Raw genomic sequence first — 22,265 nt, 5'->3', positions numbered from 1 at the left:
ACATCGATATCCAGATAAGCGAGGCGGCCCGACGTGTTGAAGAAAACCCTGTTCCAGTTGCATTGGTTCTTCGGCATCACGGCCGGGCTGGTGCTGGCCTTGATGGGGGTCACCGGGGCCGCGTACTCGTTCCAGGACGAGATCCTGCGGGCGCTCAACCCCACCGTGTTGAGCGTGCAGAAACGCGAGGCCGGTGTACTGCCGCCCGCCGAGCTGGTACGCAAATTGGAAGCGGCTGAAGGCAAGACCGTGGCCATGCTGTGGGTAGAAAGCGACAGCGGCAACGCCGGCCGCGTGTCCTTCACCCCGCCACCGGGCGAGCGTCGTGGCCAGATGCGCTACTTTGACCCGTACACCGGCGACTACATGGGCGACGCGGTCGGCCAGGACCTGTTCGGGTTTATCCTGCAACTGCACCGCTTCCTCGCCATCGGCGACACCGGGCGCAACATCACCGGCGCCTGCACCCTGATCCTGCTGTTCTTCTGCCTCTCCGGCCTGTACCTGCGCTGGCCGCGCCAGGTGAAAAGCTGGCGTGTCTGGCTGACCCTGGACTGGCGCAAAAAGGGTCGCAGCTTCAATTGGGACCTGCACTCGGTATTCGGCACCTGGTGCCTGCTGTTTTATCTGTTGGCAGCGCTGACCGGGCTGTATTGGTCGTACGACTGGTACAACCGTGGCGTGACCAAACTGCTGTCCGACGCGCCGCAGAACGAGCGCATGCGCAAGCGCGGCCCAGCCCCCGCCGGCCCGGCTCCGGTGGCCAACTATGACGCGATCTGGAGCAGCATCTACAGCAACGCCGGCCCCGACTTGAGCGCCTACAACATTCGGATGCCCGCGGTCGCCGGGCAACCGGCCACCGTGTATTACCTGCTCACTTCATCGCCTCATGACCGTGCGCTGAACCAGATCAACCTGGACCCGGCCACTGGCGAGGTCAAATCTCACGAGCGCTACGCCAGCAAAAGCCTCAAGGCGCAGTTGCTGACAAGCGTGTATGCGCTGCACACCGGCAGCTATTTCGGCCTGGTCGGGCGCATCGTCCTCACCGTCAGCTCACTGCTTATGCCGCTGTTTTTCATCACGGGCTGGCTGCTGTACCTGGACCGACGCCGCAAAAAGCGCCAGGTCCGCGATGCCCGCAAAGGCCTGACAGATAACCACAGCAATGCCCCGGCCTGGCTGATCGGCTTCGCCAGCCAGAGCGGCTTTGCCGAACAACTGGCCTGGCAAACGGCCGGGCAACTGCAGGCTGCGGGCCTGGCGGTGAAGGTGCAGCCCCTGGGCAGTGTCAGCCGCGACGACCTCAGCCAATCACAGAACGCGCTGTTTGTGGTCAGTACCTTTGGCGACGGCGAAGCCCCCGACAGCGCCCGCGGGTTCGAGCGTAGCGTGCTCGGCCAGGCGCTGCCCCTCAAAGGCTTGAACTACTCGGTGCTGGCCCTGGGTGACCGGCAGTACGAACATTTTTGCGGCTTTGCCCGACGCCTGCATTTCTGGCTGACCAACCAGGGCGGCACCCCGCTGTTTGCCCCGGTGGAAGTCGACAGCGGCGATACACTGGCGCTGCAGACCTGGCAACAGCAACTGGGCCAGCTCACCGGGCATGCGCCGGCAGCGGCCTGGCCGACGGCCCAGTACGAAAACTGGACCCTGAGCCAACGCACCCTGCTCAACCCCGACAGTGTCGGCTCGCCCGTCTACCTGCTGGGCCTCACATCCACGTCTGCGCACAGCTGGCTGGCCGGCGACCTGGTGGAAGTCCTGCCGCGCAACTGCCCCTGGGCCATCGAACACTTCCTGGCCGGCCTGGGCTTGGTCGGTAGCGACGGTGTGGTGATCGACGGCGTCGCCCACACCCTTGATCAGGCCCTGGCCACGCGCCAACTGCCGGAAAACCGCACGCACCTGGTCGGCCTGCACGCCCAGGCATTGGTGGATGCGCTGGTCCCCCTGGGCATGCGCGAATACTCCATCGCCTCGATTGCCAGCGACGGCGTGCTGGAGCTGATTGTGCGCCAGGAGCGCCACCCCGACGGCAGCCTGGGGCTTGGCTCCGGCTGGCTGACTGAACACGCCGCCCTCGGCTCGGCCATCAGCCTGCGTCTGCGGCGCAACAGCGGCTTCCATTTGCCCGACGCGCCTGTGCCGCTGATTCTGCTGGGCAACGGCACCGGGCTTGCGGGCCTGCGCAGCTTGCTCAAAGCACGCATTGCCGACGGCCAGCAGCGAAACTGGTTGCTGTTCGGCGAGCGCAATATCGCCCACGACTACCTGTGCCAGCACGAACTGCAAGGCTGGCTCGCCAGTGGAGACCTGGCCCTGCTGGACCTGGCATTTTCCCGCGATCAAGAGGAGAAGATCTACGTACAGGATCGCCTGCGCGAGTCAGCGGATGTGCTGCGCAAATGGCTCGCGGACGGCGCAGCGATTTATGTGTGTGGCAGCTTGCAGGGGATGGCGACGGGGGTGGATCAGGCACTGAAAGACATCTTGGGCAATGAGGCGCTGGAGCGCCTGATCGAACAGGGCCGCTATCGTCGGGATGTCTACTGACCCCCAGGAACAAAGAAAATCGAAGGTGGGAGCTGGCTTGCCTGCGATAGCTATCTATCAGTGACAGATGTTTCACTAACAGATAGCTATCGCAGGCAAGCCTGCTCCCACAGTTTTAACTGTATTCCAATCAGATGGGTTGCAGCTTTTGCTCGAACACCGAGACTCCATCGAGATCGCGCAGCATCACCGTCAACTCCGCCGTCTGCCCATCAATCTGCACTTCACCAAAAAACTGAAAGCCCGCAAACGGCGAGGTGTTCTGTGCCGGTGGCGCCTTTTGGAATACCACCTGCGGGCCAAAGGTTTTATCCAGTGGGTTGGGCCCGAAACTCCCGGCATTCAACGGCCCCGCCACAAACTCCCAGAACGGCTCGAAATCCTGGAACGCCGCGCGGTCAGGGTGATAGTGATGCGCCGCACAGTAATGCACATCGGCCGTCAGCCACAGGTGGTTGCGCACCTTGTGCTCATGCAGGAACCCCAGCAGTTCAGCGATCTCCAGCTCACGCCCTCGCGCCGGGCCAGGATCGCCATTGGCGATCGCTTCCCAACGCGCCACGCCGGGGCTGACCTCACCGTCGGGCACGCCCAGGCCGATAGGCATGTCGGCGGCGACCACCTTCCACTGCGCTTGTGACGCCTTGAGCCCGCTCTTGAGCCAGTCCAACTGTTCACGACCAAGGAAGGGTTTTTCAGCGCCCAGGTTGTCGTCATTGGGCCCGCGATAGCTGCGCATATCCAACACAAACACATCCAGCAGCGGCCCATAACTGAGCTTGCGATAAATACGCCCGCCACTGTCGGCGCTCTGTCGGCGCATGGGTGAGTATTCCAGCCAGGCCTGGCGGGCACGGCCCACCAGGGTGTTGATGTCGCGGGTCTGGTAACGCTCATCCAACTGCTTGCTCGATGACCAGTTGTTGATCACCTCGTGGTCGTCCCACTGCCAGATCTGCGGCACCTCGGCATTGAAGCGGCGTACGTTTTCATCCAGCAGGTTGTAACGGTAATTGCCGCGATATTCATCGAGGGTTTCCGCGACTTTGCTTTTGGCTTCAGTGGTGATGTTGCGCCAGATGCGCCCGCCTTCAGTGGTGAGCTGCGCGGGAACCGGGCCGTCGGCGTAGATGGTGTCGCCGCTGTGGATAAAAAAGTCCGGCAGGCGCAGGCGCATGGCTTCATAGATGCGCATGCCACCGATGTCCGGGTTGATGCCGAAGCCTTGGCCGACGGTGTCGCCGCTCCACACAAAACGGATATCACGCCGCTGTTGCGGCACGCTACGCAAGTGGCCGAACCAGGGTTCACTGGCAATGCCGGTCTGGGCGTCTTCGAAATGCACGCGGTAGAAAATCGCCTGGTCGACCGGCAGCCCGGTGAGCTCGACACGGGCGGTAAAGTCGGTGCGGCTGTCGGCCAGGGGCGAGACGAATCGACGCGGGTTGCTGAACACGCTGCGGGTATCCCACTCCACCACCATCTTCGCCGGGCGGTCACTGCGGCTCCAGATCATTGCGCGATCGCCCTGCAGGTCGCCCGATTGCACGCCGTCAGTGAGTTGCGGTCGGTCCTTCACCGAAGCGATCACCGCAGGCGCCAGGCCGGGCAACAGCAGGCCAGCGCCTACGGCTTGCATCACACGGCGGCGGCCCAGATCGAAGTGGCTCATGCAGGTGCCCTCTTGAGTATCAAAAGGGCCACTAAAGCATGACGGGATGAAGCGCAGATGACACTGATCAGGAGAACGGTCGAGCTCCCACATTTTCTGCCAGTGTCAGGCAGTCACGGCCAGCTCGGCCGCTTCCGGTCGCTTGAGCACGGCATATACCAAGCCGGTCAACACACTGCCCGCCACAATCGCCAACAAATACAACAACGCATGGTTCATCGCATTCGGAATCACCAACACAAACAACCCGCCATGGGGCGCGGCGAGTTTGCAGCCGAAATACATCGACAGCGCACCGGTCAACGCGCCACCGGCGATGCTGGCCGGAATGACGCGCAGCGGGTCTTTGGCGGCGAAGGGAATCGCGCCTTCGGAGATAAAGCACAGCCCCAGGATCATCGCCGCCTTGCCGGCCTCGCGCTCGGTCTGGGCGAACTTGCGCCGGGCCAGCAACGTGGCGATGCCCATGCCAATTGGCGGCACCATGCCGGCGGCCATGGTCGCGGCCATCGGCGCGCCGCTCGACGCGGCCAGCAGGCCAACCGAGAACGCATAGGCCGCCTTGTTGATCGGCCCGCCCAAATCCACGCACATCATGCCGCCGAGCAGAATGCCCAGCAGCACCGCGTTGGTGGTGCCCATGGTGCTGAGGAAATCCGTCAGGCCCGTGAGCAAGCGGGCGACCGGTGGGCCCACCAGGTAGATCATCACCAAGCCGGTAAACAGGCTCGCCAGTAACGGGATAATCAGGATCGGCTTGAGCGCTTCCAGGCTCTGGGGCAGTTGCACTGCCCGGCTGATCAGCTTGACGCAATACCCGGCGACGAAGCCGGCCAGGATGCCGCCGATAAACCCAGCCCCCAGCGTCCCCGCCAGCAGCCCGCCGATCATGCCGGGCGCAAGGCCAGGACGGTCGGCAATCGAGTAGGCGATGTAGCCCGCCAGCAATGGCACCATCAACAGGAACGCCTGGTCACCCACGGACTTGAGCGCCGCCGCCAAGGTGCCGGGCTGTTCGAAGGCATGGATGCCGAACACAAACGACAAAGCGATCAGCAAGCCCCCCGCCACCACCATCGGCAACATATACGACACGCCGGTGAGCAGGTGTTTGTAGACGCCGGTTTTCTCCGCCTTGGCCGGTGCACCGCCGGCAGCACTTTCCACCACGCCTTCGGCCAGGGCTTTGTTGAGGATGACTTCGGATTGCTTGAGGGCAATGCCGGTGCCACAGCGGTAAATCTTCTTGCCGGCGAAACGCTCGGTGGCCACTTCGATATCGGCCGCCAGCAACACCACATCGGCATCGGCAATCGCTTGCGGGCTCAACGGCGTGCGGGCGCCCACCGAACCTTGGGTCTCGACCTGCAGGTCATAACCCAGGCGCTGAGCAGTCTGCTGCAAGGCTTCGGCGGCCATGAACGTGTGGGCCACACCGGTGGGGCACGCGGTAATCGCGACGATACGCGGCGCAGCCTTGGCCGCCACCGGGGAGGCGTCGGCGACATACACCTGGGCTTCTTCGGCGCCCCGGCGCAGCACGCCTTCGACATCCGCCAACGCCTGGGCCGGTGTGCTCTGGAACACACGCTTGCCGACAAACCGCTGCATATCCACCGGGGTACTGCTGACCAGCAGCACCCACTCGGCATCATCAATCGTCGCCTGGGACAACTGGCGCTCCGGGCGCTGTACATCGACGACTTCAACACTGGTGTGCAAGCCCATGCGCTGGGCGGCGGCGTCCAACAAGCGGGCGCACAGCACACTGGTGACCATGCCGTTCGGGCAGGCGGTAACAATGGCTAACTTCATCACAAACCCTCTTATTGTTCTGTCAGCGTGCGCACATCAACGCCGCTTTCGAGATGCGCCAACTGGGCGTCATCGCTGATGCCAAAACCGATCTGTGTCACCGCCATCGCGGCAATCGCCGTGGCCCGGCGCAGGGTGTGCTCCGGCGTGTCGCCACTGAGCAAACCGTGGAGCATCCCGGCCAGCAGCGAGTCCCCGGCCCCCACGGTACTGGCCACTGCCACCTTGGGCGGCGTGGCGTGCAGCGCCGCACCCGGGCGGTACCAGGTCACGCCTGCGGCCCCGTCGGAGACCACCACATGTTCGACGCCTTGCTGATGCAGGCGGCTGATGGCATCGGTGGCGTTACCCAAGGCTTCGGCCAACTCTTCGGTATTGGGTTTGACCAGCCACGGGCCAACCTCCAACCCCAGGCGCAGCGCCTCGCCGCTGGTGTCCAGGGCGACTTTCAAACCGAGGTCCTTCAACGCCTCCAGCAAACCTTTAAACCACTGCGGGCTGACGCCGCGCGGCAAGCTACCGGCCACCACGACCGCATCGAACTCCGGGCCAATCATCGCGACCATCTTGAGCAGCGCTTTTAGCGCCTCTTCAGTCACCAGCGGCCCCGGTGCATTGATGTCGGTGACACGCCCATCCTGTTCGGCAATCTTGATGTTGCTACGGGTCTCGCCGGGAACCCGGATGAAGGCATCGCCAAACCCACGGCGCTTGATCAGCGCGTTGAAAGACTGGGGGTTGGCGCTGCCGAGGAACCCGCCCACGCTGACGTAATGGCCCAGGTCGGCCAGCACTTGCGCCACATTCACGCCCTTGCCGGCCGCGTGGGTGAGCATCGCTTCACTGCGATTGACCTCACCGGGTTGCAGGTGCGCCAGGCGTACCGTGAGGTCCAACGCCGGGTTCAGCGTCAGGGTCAGAATATTCGCCATCTACACGGCCTCCACTAGGGCACGCACTTCGGCGGGCGAACCCACCGCCAGTGCTTGTTGCGCCAGGCCCTGGGCCTCGCTCAGACTGAATTCACGCACCCGCGCCTTCACTTCAGGAATGCTGCGGGCCGACACGCTCAACTCATCCACACCCAGGCCGACCAGCACCGGCACCGCCAGCGGGTCCGCCGCCAACTCGCCGCACACACCTACCCATTTGCCGTGGGCATGGGCGGCGCGCACGGTGATGTCGATCAGTTGCAGGACTGCCGGGTGCAAGCCATCGGCCTGGGCCGACAGGGTCGGGTGGCCGCGGTCGATGGCCAGGGTGTATTGGGTCAGGTCGTTGGTGCCGACGCTGAAAAAGTCGACTTCCTTGGCGAGGACCGGCGCCAGCAGCGCGGCTGAGGGCACTTCGATCATGATCCCCAGTTGCAGGTCTGCCACTGGGATCTCCAGGCGCAGGCGCTCGGTCATGTCCCGGGCGGCGCGCCACTCATCCACGCTGCCGACCATGGGGAACATGATGCGCAGCGGGCGGTTGTCCGCTGCACGCAGCAATGCGCGCAGTTGCGCTTCCATGATCTGCGGGCGTTGCAACGTCAGGCGAATGCCGCGCACACCCAGGAAGGGGTTTTCCTCTTCGGCGATCGGCCAATAGGGCAAAGGTTTATCGCCGCCCACATCCAGGGTGCGCACCACCAACGGGCGACCATCGAGGCCGTCGAGTACGCGCCGGTATTCGGCCTCCTGGGTGGCCTCGTCTGGCGCCTGGGGGTGGGCCATGAAAATCAGTTCGGTGCGCAGCAGGCCAATGCCTTCGGCGCCCTGCTCCACTGCGCTGGCCACCCCGGCGCTTTCGCCAATGTTGGCGAACACTTCCACGGCGTGGCCGTCACGGGTCAGCGCCGCTTCATGGCGCTGGGCCGATGCGGCTTGCAAGCGCTGTTCGCGGCTGTCGCGCTCCACGGTGGCCCGTTGCAGGGCGGCGGCGTCGGGGTCCACATGCAGGCGACCACGCTGGCCATCGAGCAACAGTGGCGTGCCGGCGTTGAGCAATAACACCGCAGCGCCAGCGCCGACCAAGGCCGGAATGCCCAGGGCGCGGGCGACAATGGCGCTGTGAGCGGTGGCGCCGCCCCGGGCGGTGAGAATGCCGGCAACGCGGGCCGGGTCCAGGCGCGCCACGTCCGAAGGGCCGACCTCTTCCATCACCAGAATGTAGGGCTCGCTCGGTTCCTGCACGCTCTGGACGCCGCACAACTGGGCCAGCACGCGGCGGCCGATGTCACGCAAGTCGGCAGCACGCTCGGCCAGCAAGGCATCCTGCAAGGCTTCCTGTTGCTTGGCGGCGGCTTCGATCACACTCATCCAGGCGGCTTCGGCGCTTTCGCCCTGCTTGAGGCGGGTGTCGACTTCGTCGGTCAGTTCCGGGTCGTCGAGCATTTCCTGGTGAGTGATGAAAATCTCGCGGATGGCCTTGGCCTGGCTACGCTCGATCAAGCCCTGGATATCCGTGCGCACCTCGCTCAAGGCCGTGTGCAGACGCTGGCGTTCGGCGGCGGCGGATTCACCCCGTAGCGGGTAATCGAACACCTGCGGCACCTGGATATGGGCCGGGCCGATAGCGATACCCGGCGCGGCGGCAATGGCCTGGAGTTGGCTACCGCTCAGTGGCGCGCTGAGCACCGGTTCGATATCGACCTGTGCGGGCTTTACGCTCACCGTGGGCAAGGGCTCGACCTCTTCGCCAAGGCCCTCTTGCACGGCGGCCAAGAGGGCGGGCAGTGCATCGTCGGCCACCGTCGGCTCGGCCACAAACTCCAGCACCTGGCCACGACGTGCGCCGAGGCTGAGCAACTTGCTCAGACTTTTGACCGACACGGCGCCCACCGCGCCATCGACGATGCGTACGCGGATATCGCCGTCAAAACTTTTCGCCAATTGCGCCAGGATCTTGGCCGGGCGCGCGTGCAGGCCGTGGGCGTTGGCCAGGGTAATACGGGCGCTGGGCCAGTCCGGCGGCAGTTCACCGCCCAGCACTTCCAGCACCGCGCGGCTGCTGGTGGCGCGTCCCAACTCCTGGCCGCGCCCTTCAATCAGCAAGGCACACAGGCGTTCAAGCAGGGCCTGGTGCGCTTCACCGAGGCTCGCCAGGCAGAACAGGCCGTGCAAGGGCTGGCCGAGGTAACGCATAGGTTTGTCCGGCGTCACAAAGGCCAGGCCCGGACGCTTGACCGTCTGCTCGCTGTGCAACCACCACAGGCCATCGCCCAGGGGCAGCGCGTCGACTTGCTGCAATACGGCGGCAAAGCCATTGCTCACGCAGTCGGCCTGGCGCAGCAGGCGCGCACCGCGCCACACCAACTCTTCAAAATCATCGGCCGACACGCCCAGGCTGATCATCTGCGCATCCAGCGCCAGTTCCTGGGGCGCGCCTTGCAACAGTTTCAACAGCGCTTCGGCACTGCCGGCACGGCGCAACGCCTGGCCCAGGTCAGTTTCACCGAGGGCACGGGTGAGCAGTTGCAACAGGCGCAGGTGTTCATCGGACTTAGCCGCGATGCCAATCGCCAGGTAGACGATCTGGCCATCGCCCCAGTCCACTCCTTCGGGGAACTGCAGCAGGCGCACACCGGTGGAAAACACTTGGTCGCGGGTTTCTGGCGTGCCATGGGGGATAGCAATGCCTTGGCCGAGAAAGGTCGAACCTTGGGCTTCACGGGCTTGCAAGCCACTGAGATAACCTTCGGCAACCAGGCCATCGGCCACTAATTTGTCAGCGAGCAGGTGCAAGGCAGCAGATTTATCCACAGCCACCTGGCCCATGGATATCTGCTCTACAGTGAGCTCAAGCATGCCGTTCTCCTAGTTAGTGCGACGGGCGCACTAGGTATTGTTGTAGGTAAATATGTTCAAAATTAACTGACTGAGCGGTCAATTGGCAGTGGTCACTCAGTAGCGAACATCGTAAAAATACGCTTGCTGAAACGTTTAATCTAGAATTTATGGCAGATTACGCGTTAATTACGCAAGCTTGAAGGGCCACTCGGCGCTTGCTGTGGGACATTGGTCGAATGCTGGAATCGGTTACGATTGGACAAAATGTCGGGGCGAGCGCCAAAAAACAAGGAAATCCCGGTTTGAAACTCAGTGATATCGCACGTCTGGCCGGTGTGTCCGTTACCACCGCCAGCTATGTCATCAATGGCAAGGCCGAACAGCAGCGCATCAGCAACGCCACCGTTGAGCGTGTGCGTGCCGTGGTCCAAGCCCATGGCTTTACCCCCAACCCTCAAGCCGCGGGGCTGCGCAGCCGGCATACGCGGACCTTGGGGTTCATCCTGCCAGACCTGGAAAACCCCAGCTACGCACGCATCGCCAAACTGCTGGAACAAGGTGCACGGGCGCGGGGCTATCAGTTACTGATCGCCAGCTCCGATGACGAAGCGGACAGCGAGCGCCAACTGCTGCAACTGTTCCGGGCGCGGCGTTGCGATGCGTTGTTCGTCGCCAGTTGCCTGCCGGCCAGCGATGACAGCTATCGCGAGCTGCAGGCCAAGGGGCTGCCGGTGATTGCCATCGACCGGGAGATGGAGCCGAACCAGTTCTGCTCCGTGGTCAGCGACGACCACCAGGCCTGCCAGCAACTCACCAGCAGCCTGCTGCAACCGTTGCCCAAGCAGATCGCGCTGATCGGCGCACGGCCCGAGCTGAGCATCAGCCAGGCGCGTACCGCCGGCTTCCGCGATGCGCTGCAAGGCTTTACGGGCGAAGTGATCATCGAACAGGGCGAAGCCTTCAGTCGTGACTGCGGCCGAGAGCTGATGGAGCAACTGCTGCAACGCCTGGGGCATCTGCCGGACGCGCTGGTAACCACCTCCTACGTACTGCTGCAAGGCGTGTTTGATGCGCTGCATGACTTCCCTCTCAAGTCACGCCCCCTGCGCCTGGGCACCTTCGGCGATACCCAGTTGCTGGATTTCCTCCCGCTGCCGGTCAACGCCATGGCCCAGCAACATCAGTTGATTGCCGAGACCGCCCTGCGCCTGGCCCTGGCCGCCATTGAAGAAGAACAGTACCAACCCGGCGTGCATGCGATTGGCCGGACCTTCAAGCAGCGTATCCACGAGGCCTGAGCGTGGAGCTGATCGACACCCACACGCACCTGGACTTCGAGGACTTCGACCAGGATCGCTCGCACGTCCTCGCCCACAGCCGTGAACTCGGCGTGCGGCGCCTGGTGGTGCTGGGGGTGTACCAGAAAAATTGGCAGCGGCTGTGGGACTTGGTGCAACAGGACGAAGGCTTGTTCGCCGCCTTCGGCTTGCACCCGGTGTATCTCGATGAGCATCGCCCCGCCGACCTGCTGGAGCTGGGCGACTGGTTGACGCGCCTGCATGGCCACCGGCAACTGTGCGCCGTGGGCGAAATTGGCCTGGATTACTTTCTTGAACAGTTGGACCACGAGCGCCAGCAACCGCTATTTGAAGCCCAACTGAAACTCGCGGTGGATTTCCAGCTGCCGGCCTTGCTCCACGTTCGCCGCAGCCACGCCGCGGTAATTGCCACCCTAAAGCGTATCCGCCTGCCCAGAGGCGGCATCATCCATGCGTTCGCCGGCAGCGTTGAAGAGGCACGCGAGTACATCAAGCTCGGGTTCAAACTGGGCCTGGGTGGCGCTGCCACCTGGCCCCAGGCCCTGCGCATGCACCGGGTACTGGCCCAATTGCCCCTCGACGCCGTGGTGCTGGAAACCGACTCGCCGGATATGGCCCCGGCCATGTACCCCAACCAGCGCAATAGCCCGCAGCACCTGCCAGACATCTGCACGGCCCTGGCCGAGCGCATGGGTATCAGCCCTCTATTGCTGGCTGAGGCGAGCACACGCAATGCGTGCGAGCTGTTCAACTGGTAGCGCACTGATGGCCTGCAAGTTCAAGGTCATTGTCTGGCGATGACGGGCGTAGCGCACCACCAGCAGATGGATCAACACCGCGACCAGTGAAATGTTGAACTGCGCGATGACACTGAGCAGCCCCAGCCACTCGGCGACCAAGGCCACCAGCAAGGTCGCGCACGTCAGCATGATCATGCTCGGCCGCACCAGCGCCCATTGGTCCAGGGCCCTGAACTGGCGCAACTGCTTGACGCAGCCCAACTGCAACCCGCAGTGGCAATACATACAGTCAAAAGGCACATCGATGGCGATGGCGTTCAGTTGCCAAGGCTTGAGTTCAAACGTCATGTTGCACTGGGCGCAATGCCCCCTGATACCGATTGCGGCGGCCATCGTTTTGTCCCCTCGTGCCCGTGACGGATGAAATAAATTTTCACCTATTCACGCCCCGATAAAACACGCATCGGTAAATCAAGACATGGGCCACAGGGCCCGTGGCTCCGCCCTTCAGAACCTCCCTACACCCGAAACGCACCAATCAATTGCTTCAACTCAACCACCTGGGTTGCCAGTTGTCGACTGGCCGCTTCCGTGTGCTGGGCGCCTTGCGCTGCATGCTCGCCAGCACGGTTGATTTCGACAATGTTCTGGTCGATGTCGTGGGCGACCGCCGTTTGCTGCTCCACGGCGGCGGCGATTTGCTGGTTCTGATCGACGATCATCCCAACTGCCCCCAGGATATTTTCCAGGGCTTGCTGGACTTTTTCCGACTGCCCCACCGTGCCATTCGCCATTTCATGGCTGCTGCCCATGGCCTTCACCGCCGCGCCCACGCCGCTGTGCAAGCGGCTGATCATCTGCTCGATTTCCTCGGTGGAGTGCTGGGTGCGCCGAGCCAGGGTGCGCACCTCGTCGGCCACCACCGCAAAACCACGCCCTTGGTCACCGGCGCGCGCGGCTTCGATGGCCGCGTTGAGCGCCAGCAGGTTGGTCTGCTCGGCAATGCTCTTGATCACTTCCAGGACGCTGCTGATGGACTGGCTGTCGGCAGCCAGTTGGTTGATCACCCGCACCGATTCGTCGATCTCCGCCGCCAGGCGGGCGATGCCGCCTTGCTGGGATTGCACCAGCGCACGCCCGGTGACCGTTTCATCATTGACGCTCTGGGCACTACTGACCGCCGCCGCCGCGCTGCGCGCCACCTCTTGGGCAGTGGCGGACATCTGGTTCATGGCGGTCGCCACTTGTTCGATCTGGCTGCGCTGGCCGGACACCGCCTGGTTACTCTGTGCCGACACCGCCTGCACCTGGCCAGCCTGCAACTCCACCTGGCTGACCGTATGCCCAACACGTTCGATCAGGTCATGAATCTTGGCCACGGTGCCATTGAACACCTGGCCCAAGTCGCCCAGCTCGTCGCGGCTTTGAGCAACGAAGGTGACCGTCATGTCACCTGCCGCCACTTTGTCCATCATCGCCCCCAGGCGACGCAAGGTGGTGCGGGTGGAGACAAAGAAACCGGCATAGAGATAGAAAATCAGCGCAAACACCGCCGCCAGGGCCGTGACCAGCAACACCATATGCAGGCGGTTTTGCGCCAGGCGTTGCTGCAACTGCTGCCCGAGGAACGCCAGGGTGGCGTCATCCAACTGATAGGTCTTGGCCATCAACTGGCTGACGCCGTCATAAAAACCCTGCCAAGACGTATCGAGGGTCTCGGCCATCACCACCTGCTCTTCAAAAAACTCACTGCCTTGCTTGAGGCTGGCCCGGCTGGCTTGCGCCGAAACGTCGAGGGCTGCATGCGCGGCCTGGCTGGCGCCCAACGCGTCCTGCAGCTTCAAGCCATATTCCCCGTGGAGTTTTTCCAGCTGCTGCAGCAGTTCGTCAAAACGGGTGCTGGAGGATGAATTGATAAAGCCCTGCCCCAGGGAGTACGCGCCCATCGCACGGCCTTCGCCCAAGGCCTGGGTGACTTGAGGGGTGACTGTGGTGACCAGGTCGCTGAGCTGGCGCAGGTCACTTTGCGGATCACGGCTCAAGCCGGCTTGGCTGGCAATAATCTGGCTGAACATCTGGGCCTGGTTGAGTAACTTGCCGATCAACGCCGTTTTGTTGAGCAACGAGGTTTCCTGCTGCTGGGCCTTGAACGCGGCGATCAACTCGTCGCGCTTACTGTCGAAGACGGCAACTTGCTCGGGCTGGGTCGCAATGGCGCGCAGGTCCTGCAAGCGCTCCACCACACTGGCTTCCAAGGCGCTGATCCTGGTCTCCAGGTCTGCTGCTTTGCCGGACTGGCCAAGGGTGGCATTGATCTGGACCTGGTTGTTGAGGGTTTCAAGGTCGCGGCGCAACGCCAGGCTGCTGCCGAGCAGGTCGAGACTCTGCAGTTCGACCCGGGTGCCCTGGTATTCACGCCAGGAGTCGCGCACCAGGTAATAGTTGGTCGCCAGCATCGGCAGCAGGAACAGCACGCTGATCAGGCTGAACTTCATGCCGAAGCTCAGGCGGTTCATCAGCGCGACGGCGGGATAGAGCAAGCTCTTCACAGGTGACCTCCCCTTCTTTTATTTTTATTGAGGCGCAGGGCGGCGGCAGATAGCCACTATTTGGCGCTCTATCTGTATAGCTCAATTCGAAAGGGAGTTTTGTAACGTAAGGTTAACGGCGGGAGCGATGGATACCCCCGCCGCTATCACTCAGGGCAACACCGTCCAGATGGCAAACCCGGCATACCACAGCACCGCCGCACGCAGCAGCAGTTCCCACAGGCGATCCAGGCTGTTGATGCCATCGGCCCCCACCACTGGCGCAGGAATTTCCGCGGCGGCCAGGCCGACTTTTTCCACCAACTGTGCCGCGCTGATGTCCCAGCTCAACAGTTCGTGGAGCATCACACGGCTGACCCCGACGAAATTACCCACCAAGGCAAAGCTGGCCGCCAGCAGGCGTACCGGCAACCAGTCAAACGCGTGGCGCAATTGCGTGGCGCGCTCGGCCACCAACGGGTTCTGGCTGTTTTCGCTGGCCAGCGCCAACAGGCGGTAGGCCAGGGCGGCCACCGGGCCCAGCAGGAAATACCAGAAAATCACCGCGAAAAAGCTTTGATACGCCTGCCACAGCAGGTAGCCCTGGACGCGCTCCAGCAATTGCTCGCCACTGTCGGCGCCAAGTTTGAGGTCACGTTCGGCCACATGCTCGGCCGCTTGCAGGTCACCGCGCCGCCAGGCGTCGCGAAACGGCCCCAGCCCCGCCAATAGATCGCCACGGCCCAGGCTGTAGATCACCACCAGCAAGTGCACCGGCAATGCCAACAGGCCATAGGCCACCGGCTCCAGGACCAGCAACAACAACGCCAGCAATGCCACCGGCAGCAGCACCAATACCAGCAGGATCAACCAGGGGCGCTTGCCCATGCGCGGGCTCGATTCCAGCTTGGCCAGCTCACGCAGCCATCCACCGTCGCGCTGCAACCGCAGGCGCAAGGCCGAGAACTTCTCGATCCACACGGCCAGCACCAACACCAGGAAACTCATCGTTCGTGTCCTCCATCCTGCAGGGCGCTGCGAAAGCGCGCCCAATCAAAAGCGGGGCCCGGGTCGGTCTTGCGCCCCGGAGCGATGTCGCTGTGACCACAAATACGTTGGCGGGTGATATCTGGGTATGCGGCCAGCAGTTGGCGTGTCAGGTCGATCAGCGCCGCATACTGGGCATTGGTAAACGGTAGGTCATCCGTGCCTTCCAGCTCGATTCCCAGAGAAAAGTCGTTGCAGACCTCGCGCCCTTCAAAGACGGAAATACCGGCATGCCAGGCACGGTCGCGGCACGAAACAAATTGCGTCACAGTGCCGTCACGTTCAATCAGAAAATGCGCAGACACTCGTAGGCTCGCGATCCCTTCAAAATAGGGATGCTCTGAGATATCCAGGCGGTTCTGGAAAAATTCCTGCACCTTGCCGGTGTTGAACTGCGCCGGGGGCAAACTGATGTTATGCACCACCAACAGCGAGATTTCGCCTTCAGGGCGCTCGTTGAAGTTGGGCGAAGGGCAATGACGAATGCCCTGGCACCAACCGCTGGCGGGGTCCAACTGCATACAGGCTCCTTGAATGAGAAGAGGTGTGACCAGTATGCCGCGTTCCACCCTACGGTTGCGATCACTTGCCGCGATTGAGTTACCGCAGGTTGCCCACCACCGCTGCCAGCGCACGCTCGAACAGCGGGCCATCATCCAAGGCGTGCAGGACGCCCTGCTTGAACGCCAGCGCTAACTGGCCCGCGCTTTTCTCCAGCACCTTGAGGCCGGCGCGGCTGACAAAAACATAGGTATCGGCGGGCGGCATGATGGCGATCAATTTGCAGCGCAGGGTACCGGCTTCATTTTGCTGCAGCGCTACCCAGGCACCGGCTCGCAACTGCTGGGCCTTGAGCAGGCCGGGGTCATCATGGGGCAGTATTTCGTCGGCACCTGGCGGGCCAGCCCCCAGGATAAAAGGCTCACGGACTTCAACCCGCACCTCGCCGTCGAGCGGCTGAACATGCATGGCCTGCAACCGCAGGAAGAACTCACGGGTACTGAAAGGATCGAAGGCCGCACCGGCCAACCCGCCACGCAAGGCCTTGAGCAGCCCGGGTAATTGCTCGAGCAAACGCCGGCCCGCTTCGGTGTCTTCACGCAGGCCGACGCTCCAGATCAATTCGTCCAGGGTGCGCAGTGCCGCCTGCCACTGCAGCGATTGTTCACCGTGCTTGAGAACGGCCACTAACAGCACCTGGCTCCAGGCCTGCTGCACAAATTGCAGCACCGATTGCGGCAAGGTTTTGCCCATGAGCCGCCGATTGAGCACGTGCGCCACAGACTGGCGCGCCACCTCGACCTGCAGGCGCTCTTGCTCGGCGTCACGGGTATGTCGCTCAAGTCGCTCGCTGCGCTTGCGCTCTTGGGCTATGAATGCGCTGAACGTGGTGAGCAACTGGGAGAAAATCGCCGGGTCTTCGACGAACTCATTCAGCACACGCTGTACGAGTTGCTCGATACACAGATAGAGGTTGTCCCGTGGGGGGTCATGGGGCGGGCTCCAGCCGATGACGGCACTCGCGATGTCATTGAGCAAGCGCCGCGCCGGATGCTCCGCGCAACTGAACAGGCTCTTGTCCAGCACCGCCACTTTCAGCAGCGGGATCTGCAAGCGAGCGATCAGCGCTTTGAAAACGTCCGGCACACTGCTGTCATCGAACATGAACTCGAACAGCATGGCGACCAGATTGATCACATCTTCGTCTGCCTCTTCTAATACCCTCGACTTGCCGCTTTTGACGCTGCCCCGGGTCAGCAACTGTTCCAGCTGGTTGCGCAGGTCGAAATCGTCCTCGCCACCGGGCTCCGGGACATATTGCTGCAAATGCGACAACAGCCGTAGCAGATCGCGGGTGGCAATCGGCTGCGGCTCGGCACTGGCTTCAAGGGTCGGGGCCACGCTGCCACGCACGGCTACCAGTAACTTTTGCAAGGCACTGAACGCTTGCTGGCCGCTTTTATCCAGCGGCGGGTCGGCCACCGCTTGGCGGGTGTAATGCTGGTGCTCCCGGGCCTCGCGCCCGCCAGCTCGACGGGACGGGACCGTCTTGAGTTGCGGCAATACGCCGGTGGCGATCAGCAATTGGTTGGCCTCGCCATACAACAGGTCGGCATCACTGAGCACGTATTTCTCAAACAGCTTGAGCATGACCAGCTTCACGCGAATCTCCACCCCCAGGCTGCGCCCTGCTTGCAGGAAAAACTCACAAAGCCGCGCAGGGCCCAAGGGGTTTTCAGGGTCCTCCAGGCGCCTGCCGAGCAGTTCACTCAAGCGTGCGTTCAACTGCCCCAGGGCCAAGCCATCACGATGCCGCACCCGACCGAGCATCGCCTCCAGAGCCACGGCTTTTTCCACATCATCCGCGCTGGTGCCGGGTGCCGCCTCATAAGACACCACCGGCACCAGGTGTGCACCGCTGCACCGGGCCTGGCCCAGGTTGGCGAACGCCACAAACAGCTGCTCCATGAACACGCGCTCGAAGTTCTTGCGCTTGAGGCGCAGGTCGCGCATGGCCTCGAAAAAAATATGATGGTCAACGGTGCTACGGGCCTTTTCGGCCATTTCGAACAGGGTGTCGTCGGCGTTATCGAACAGTTCCTGCAAGCCTTGCTGCAGCTGTTGCGCAACCTTGTCACGCACCTGCAGCAACACCACCGGCAGGCGCGCGAGCGGCGATGGCGTGGCCTGTGCCCTGTTGATAGGCACCACCTTCCCGTCATTGTGCATCCTGGCCTCCTGAAACGGCGGTTTTGAGCGGTGGAGAGACGGAGCGCAGGCCCGGCAGGCACTGCAAACACCCGATCACCACCAGGACGTCAAAGCTATGACGCCAATTGCAAGGCGCGAGATTATCTTGCAAACGAGGGCAGTTGCGCCAGCACACTCTGACTTTGTGCGGTAAATGAGTGGCGAGCCTGGGTTAGAACGCACGCTGGCCCTATAATCGAGGCACTTTGTTTGTGGAGCCTGTTATGCCGAACCTCCGTCTTGCCGACCTCACCGCCGAAATCGAAGCCAACGTGCGCCGCGCACTGCTGGAAGACATCGGCAGTGGCGACATCACCGCGCAGTTGATCCCGGCCGAACGGCTGGCCAAGGCCACGATCATTACCCGTGAGGCGGCTGTTATCGCCGGCACGGCGTGGGTGGATGCGGTGTTTCGTCAACTGGACCCACGGGTTGCTGTGCATTGGCAGGTGGCTGATGGTGAACGAGTGAGCCCCAACCAGGCGTTGTTCCACCTTGAGGGCCCGGCCCGCTCGCTGCTCAGTGGTGAACGTAGCGCGTTGAATTTTCTGCAATTGCTGTCAGGGGTTGCCACCCGTGCGCAATTTTTGGCGGACTTTGTCGCCAGCACCCAGGTCAAGCTGCTGGACACCCGCAAGACATTGCCCGGCCTGCGTTTAGCGCAGAAATATGCGGTGACCTGCGGCGGTTGCCACAACCACCGTATCGGGCTGTATGACGCGTTCCTGATCAAGGAAAACCACATCGCCGCCTGCGGTGGTATTGCCCAAGCGATCACCGCCGCCCACAAGATTGCCCCGGGCAAGCCGGTGGAAATCGAAGTGGAAAGCCTGGAGGAATTACGCGAGGCCCTGGCGGCGGGTGCCGACATCATCATGCTGGATGAACTGAGCCTGGAAGACATGCGCGAAGCCGTGCGCCTGAACGCAGGCAAGGCCAAGCTGGAAGCCAGCGGCGGGATCAATGAAACCACCTTGCTGCCTATCGCTGAAACTGGCGTGGACTACATCTCCATCGGCGCGATGACCAAGGATGTGAAGGCGGTGGATCTGTCGATGCGCCTGAGCATCTAGGAAACCATGCAGGCCGGGCGATTGTGGCGAGGGAGCTTGCTCCCGCTGGAGTGCGCAGCGCTCCCAAACCGTTCATCGACGTACACCTGATGTATTTCGATCACCCAATTTGGGGCTGCTTCGCAGCCCAGCGGGAGCAAGCTCCCTCGCCACAACAAGCCCGCCGTGCTTAGACCACCAGATTATTCATCTCGCAGTACTCGTCCCAATCGACACCCAGCACCTCGGCCGCCTCTTTGTGCAAGGCCAACCGCGCGGCTTCGAACTCTTCGGGCGTCGAGGTGTACTTGAGGGTCAGCTCCCAAGGCTGGTAGCCCTGACTCTCGGCCTCATCTTCGAATGCCCACTGAATCTGGTCGCGCTGATCGTCGGCACTCAGGTCCTTGATCTCTTCTTTAAGCTGCGGCGTCGCTTCAAGGTAGTGCTTGAGCGCTTGTTCGTGCCGTGCTTCCTGGGTCATCTCAGTCGTGGTCATGTTGTTCTCTTAGATCGAGGAATGGGAATGCATCTGGGTCTTCAAGGTTGCGCAGATACAAAAGAGCGGGGGCAAATGCCCGGCTCACCTGGCCTTCAGAACCATTCTGGGATCATCTGAAAACATTGCCGTTGAAACAGTGGTGCCTGTGGTGCCCGAGACAGGAATCGCATTTCACGGGTTTTAACCAGCATTTGCTGACCATCTGTGGCAACCACCTCAGCCGATGTACTAATCAGTGTACTTTTACGGCTGCGCTGGACCCTTTCGCGTCCAAGTCGCCAAACGATAATAGGCACTATGTCCAAAGAGTTCCACCCGGCGTTACGCCGACCGTTCGACATCCCTGTCGAGCCGGATTTACAAATTACCCAAACACCTTGAAGTCAATGTTAACCATGTCCTGGTTGGCACCGCCCGGCAACGAGACCTTGATGTCGAAGTAGTTCAGCGTCTTCGACACCTGGCCAATGGTCAGCACCTCGCTCGACAACATCATGTGCACTTGGTAATTGGTGTTGGTCCGCGCCCCGGTGAACGTAACTCGATACAGGCCGGCCGCACTCCGCACAATGCTACCGATGTTGTAAGCGGCGCTGGCCACGGCCGTGGTTCCGTTAAACGAAGCGCTCGCAGTAACACTGTGGTTCGAATTCACGTAGGACGTGTAGACGGTGTTGGTCGCTCCGGACAGCTGCGGCCCGATAATGCTGACGCGCTTGTTGTTGAAGTCGTACGACGCGCCATTGGCCGGATCTGTGTAGCAGTTGATCAGCGTCGTATCCTGGGCGCCCTCGATGTAGATGTCGCGCTTCCCCGCCGCCATGGCGTCGCCGTTTCGCTTCACCAGCTCAACGACGTTATTGACAGACTCCAACCCGCTGTTGACGCCGAAGTGCACCAGGTGGTCATTGTACGAGCCGCCATGATCCCAAAACGAAAGCGTACTGATCTTCCAGCCTTTTGCGTTGGTGACAAATACCCCGCCGCCGCTGCAAATTTCAAAGTTGATGCCATCAATCGTGTTGCCTTCAAGATATGAGCCCGTATCAACGTTGGAGAACCTGGCAAACTGCCGGACGTTGCCGTTATTCCAGCGCATGCGGCGGAAGTTGTTTTCATTGAAGGTGGTGCCGTTCGTTACAAAGTCGATGCCGAACGCGGTGTGGGCGTTCGTGATGTACAGGTCGCCACCTTCCCACGTCGTGTCGAACACACCCTGGGGCTGGCCCAGGCCGATACCCGACCAGATACCGGTGTATGTGGATTTGGTCGGGTTAAGAACGGTGACGTTCACGTCGATGAAGCGGTTAAGTGCGCACCCCAGCTTGATGTTTACCCCGTGGCCAGCGTTGGCCATGCAGTAAATACCCAAGTTCCTGATCGTGCTGTTGCGCAGGTATTGGGTTGTGGACCACCAAAACGCATCCTTGTTGTTGCCGATCTGCCGGATCTGATCAATTAGCGCACTGCCGCCCTCAATGAGGATGCCTTTAAAGTAGCTGGCAAAGTCCACCACCAGCGTGTCGGTGATGACGTACTTGCCGTAAACACAAACACGACTGATGCCCTTGGCGCCCGCATAAGTGATGCACTTTTGGATTGCGAGGTAAGAGTCGGTCGTATCATCGGGAACGGCGCCAGCCCAGCGCACATCAATGTAACCAGCAAACGCCAACTTCCATCGGGCACCGTCCAAGCCAACGATGGTAGCGAACCCATCATCGGCGGTGGTGATGTCCAGAGGATCGACAGAATAGTGAACCGGCGTGTAATCACCGCGAGCGTAATAGCCCAGGACAATAACGCGCTGGTTTCTGCTGGCGCTGAGTAGGCGCAGGGCTGCGATGTTGTCCACTGTCCTGCTATTACCGAACCTCAGATAATCAAACAGTGTTCCGCTATCGTAAAAAATCCCGGTGGTGGTGTTAATGATGCCGGTTACTTGGTCAATGAGATCAGCAAAGAAACGGGCGGTCCAGCCTCTGGTGGCTGCATCCTGAATGTCTTCTGGATCTTTAACGCTGGTAATTCGGCGATTTTCAGCGAAGAAATAATCTCGCCCAAACGGCCTGGTCAAAGCGCGCTTAAAGATTGAGAAACCCTGCTGAATCAGCATCGTCAGCCGATCAAAAACATCCTCATGGGTCTCGGCCAGGAACTTGCCATGGTTGCGCAGGCTGGTTTGCTGGAAAGGGTCCATTTCACGCGACACGACCAATTGGCCAGGGCCAGCCAATGCCGTGTTCGTAACGATGCTCCCCCCGTCATCATCACCGGCACCATTCACCGTGTAATGCGTTCCAAGGATCAGCAGCGCACTGACACCGTCCGGATTAATGTACGTAACAGCCAAGTCCTCATTGGCCAGGAACTTGAAATAGAACGGGTAATTGGTCGTAACCCCGTTGGTAACAAACTCCGCAACGCTTGAAATTGTGCTGACAGTCACGGCTGTGACTCCTTTTCTATGGACGAAAAAAATCCCGCTCAGTGGCGGGATTCGATGGGGG

At 61.7% G+C, this 22,265-nt stretch carries 14 protein-coding genes and 1 pseudogene; 4 read left to right on the top strand and 11 right to left on the bottom strand.

All coding sequences use genetic code 11. The features are described 5' to 3' along the window. Positions 1-33: 33 nt before the first annotated feature. On the top strand, positions 34-2,559 hold the full coding sequence (locus CLM72_RS04465; RefSeq protein ID WP_105225754.1) for a sulfite reductase flavoprotein subunit alpha: 2,526 nt from the start codon (positions 34-36) through the stop codon (positions 2,557-2,559). Positions 2,560-2,689: 130 nt separating this feature from the next. Here the strand turns inward: CLM72_RS04465 and CLM72_RS04460 are convergent, their stop codons facing one another. From CLM72_RS04460 to ptsP, 4 genes are all read right to left on the bottom strand, one after another. After that, positions 2,690-4,231 (bottom strand): alkaline phosphatase, encoded by a 1,542-nt coding sequence (locus CLM72_RS04460; protein WP_105225753.1) that lies wholly within the window; start codon positions 4,229-4,231, stop codon positions 2,690-2,692. A gap of 105 nt (positions 4,232-4,336) precedes the next feature. Beyond that, positions 4,337-6,046, bottom strand: coding sequence for a fructose-specific PTS transporter subunit EIIC (locus CLM72_RS04455; RefSeq protein ID WP_105225752.1), 1,710 nt, complete (start codon positions 6,044-6,046; stop codon positions 4,337-4,339). An 11-nt stretch (positions 6,047-6,057) separates the two neighbouring features. Continuing rightward, positions 6,058-6,978 (bottom strand): 1-phosphofructokinase, encoded by a 921-nt coding sequence (gene pfkB / locus CLM72_RS04450; protein ID WP_105225751.1) that lies wholly within the window; start codon positions 6,976-6,978, stop codon positions 6,058-6,060. After that, positions 6,979-9,837 carry a phosphoenolpyruvate--protein phosphotransferase gene (gene ptsP / locus CLM72_RS04445; RefSeq protein ID WP_105225750.1) on the bottom strand — a complete coding sequence of 953 codons (2,859 nt, stop codon included), beginning with the start codon at positions 9,835-9,837 and terminating at the stop codon, positions 6,979-6,981. Positions 9,838-10,121: 284 nt separating this feature from the next. On the opposite strand from ptsP, the gene cra reads away from it, so the two are divergent. Then, the gene (cra, locus tag CLM72_RS04440; protein WP_098949587.1) at positions 10,122-11,117 is read left to right on the top strand and encodes a catabolite repressor/activator; all 996 of its coding nucleotides are present in this window, start codon (positions 10,122-10,124) and stop codon (positions 11,115-11,117) included. Between the two features lie 2 nt (positions 11,118-11,119). Then, positions 11,120-11,896, top strand: a complete 777-nt coding sequence (locus CLM72_RS04435) for a TatD family hydrolase (protein WP_105225749.1) — start codon at positions 11,120-11,122, stop codon at positions 11,894-11,896. Here CLM72_RS04435 and CLM72_RS04430 read toward each other — a convergent pair. The 5 genes and pseudogenes from CLM72_RS04430 to CLM72_RS04410 all read right to left on the bottom strand — a co-directional run bounded on the left by CLM72_RS04430 (position 11,843) and on the right by CLM72_RS04410 (position 18,183). After that, entirely contained in the window at positions 11,843-12,271 is a 429-nt protein-coding gene (locus tag CLM72_RS04430) for a hypothetical protein (RefSeq protein ID WP_054896896.1), read from the bottom strand. The genes CLM72_RS04435 and CLM72_RS04430 overlap by 54 nt on opposite strands. A 125-nt stretch (positions 12,272-12,396) precedes the next feature. Beyond that, positions 12,397-12,969, bottom strand: a pseudogene (locus CLM72_RS29510) (methyl-accepting chemotaxis protein); the annotation flags it as partial. Between the two features lie 1,608 nt (positions 12,970-14,577). Continuing rightward, positions 14,578-15,414, bottom strand: coding sequence for a regulatory signaling modulator protein AmpE (gene ampE, locus CLM72_RS04420; protein WP_105225747.1), 837 nt, complete (start codon positions 15,412-15,414; stop codon positions 14,578-14,580). Continuing rightward, on the bottom strand, positions 15,411-15,974 hold the full coding sequence (gene ampD / locus CLM72_RS04415; RefSeq protein WP_054896894.1) for a 1,6-anhydro-N-acetylmuramyl-L-alanine amidase AmpD: 564 nt from the start codon (positions 15,972-15,974) through the stop codon (positions 15,411-15,413). The genes ampE and ampD overlap by 4 nt, the downstream gene beginning before the upstream one ends. 79 nt (positions 15,975-16,053) lie before the next feature. Beyond that, positions 16,054-18,183: a DUF1631 domain-containing protein gene (locus tag CLM72_RS04410; RefSeq protein WP_105225746.1), complete on the bottom strand. Its 2,130-nt coding sequence runs from the start codon at positions 18,181-18,183 to the stop codon at positions 16,054-16,056. Positions 18,184-18,428: 245 nt separating this feature from the next. Between CLM72_RS04410 and nadC the strand changes: the two genes are divergently transcribed. Beyond that, positions 18,429-19,277, top strand: a complete 849-nt coding sequence (nadC, locus tag CLM72_RS04405) for a carboxylating nicotinate-nucleotide diphosphorylase (protein ID WP_034126256.1) — start codon at positions 18,429-18,431, stop codon at positions 19,275-19,277. 169 nt (positions 19,278-19,446) lie between these two features. On the opposite strand, the gene CLM72_RS04400 is transcribed toward nadC, so the two are convergent. Both CLM72_RS04400 and CLM72_RS04395 read right to left on the bottom strand, forming a co-directional pair. Further along, a complete protein-coding gene (locus CLM72_RS04400) occupies positions 19,447-19,752 on the bottom strand; it encodes a DUF6388 family protein (RefSeq protein ID WP_034126255.1) in 306 nt (101 codons plus the stop codon). A gap of 367 nt (positions 19,753-20,119) precedes the next feature. After that, the gene (locus CLM72_RS04395) at positions 20,120-22,204 is read right to left on the bottom strand and encodes a hypothetical protein (RefSeq protein ID WP_105225745.1); all 2,085 of its coding nucleotides are present in this window, start codon (positions 22,202-22,204) and stop codon (positions 20,120-20,122) included. Positions 22,205-22,265 lie beyond the last annotated feature (61 nt).

This window comes from Pseudomonas sp. MYb193 (assembly GCF_002966775.1).
GTDB lineage: Bacteria > Pseudomonadota > Gammaproteobacteria > Pseudomonadales > Pseudomonadaceae > Aquipseudomonas > Aquipseudomonas paracarnis.
Note: the sequence above shows the minus strand (reverse complement) of the source record. Positions and strands in the feature narration are given on the sequence as shown.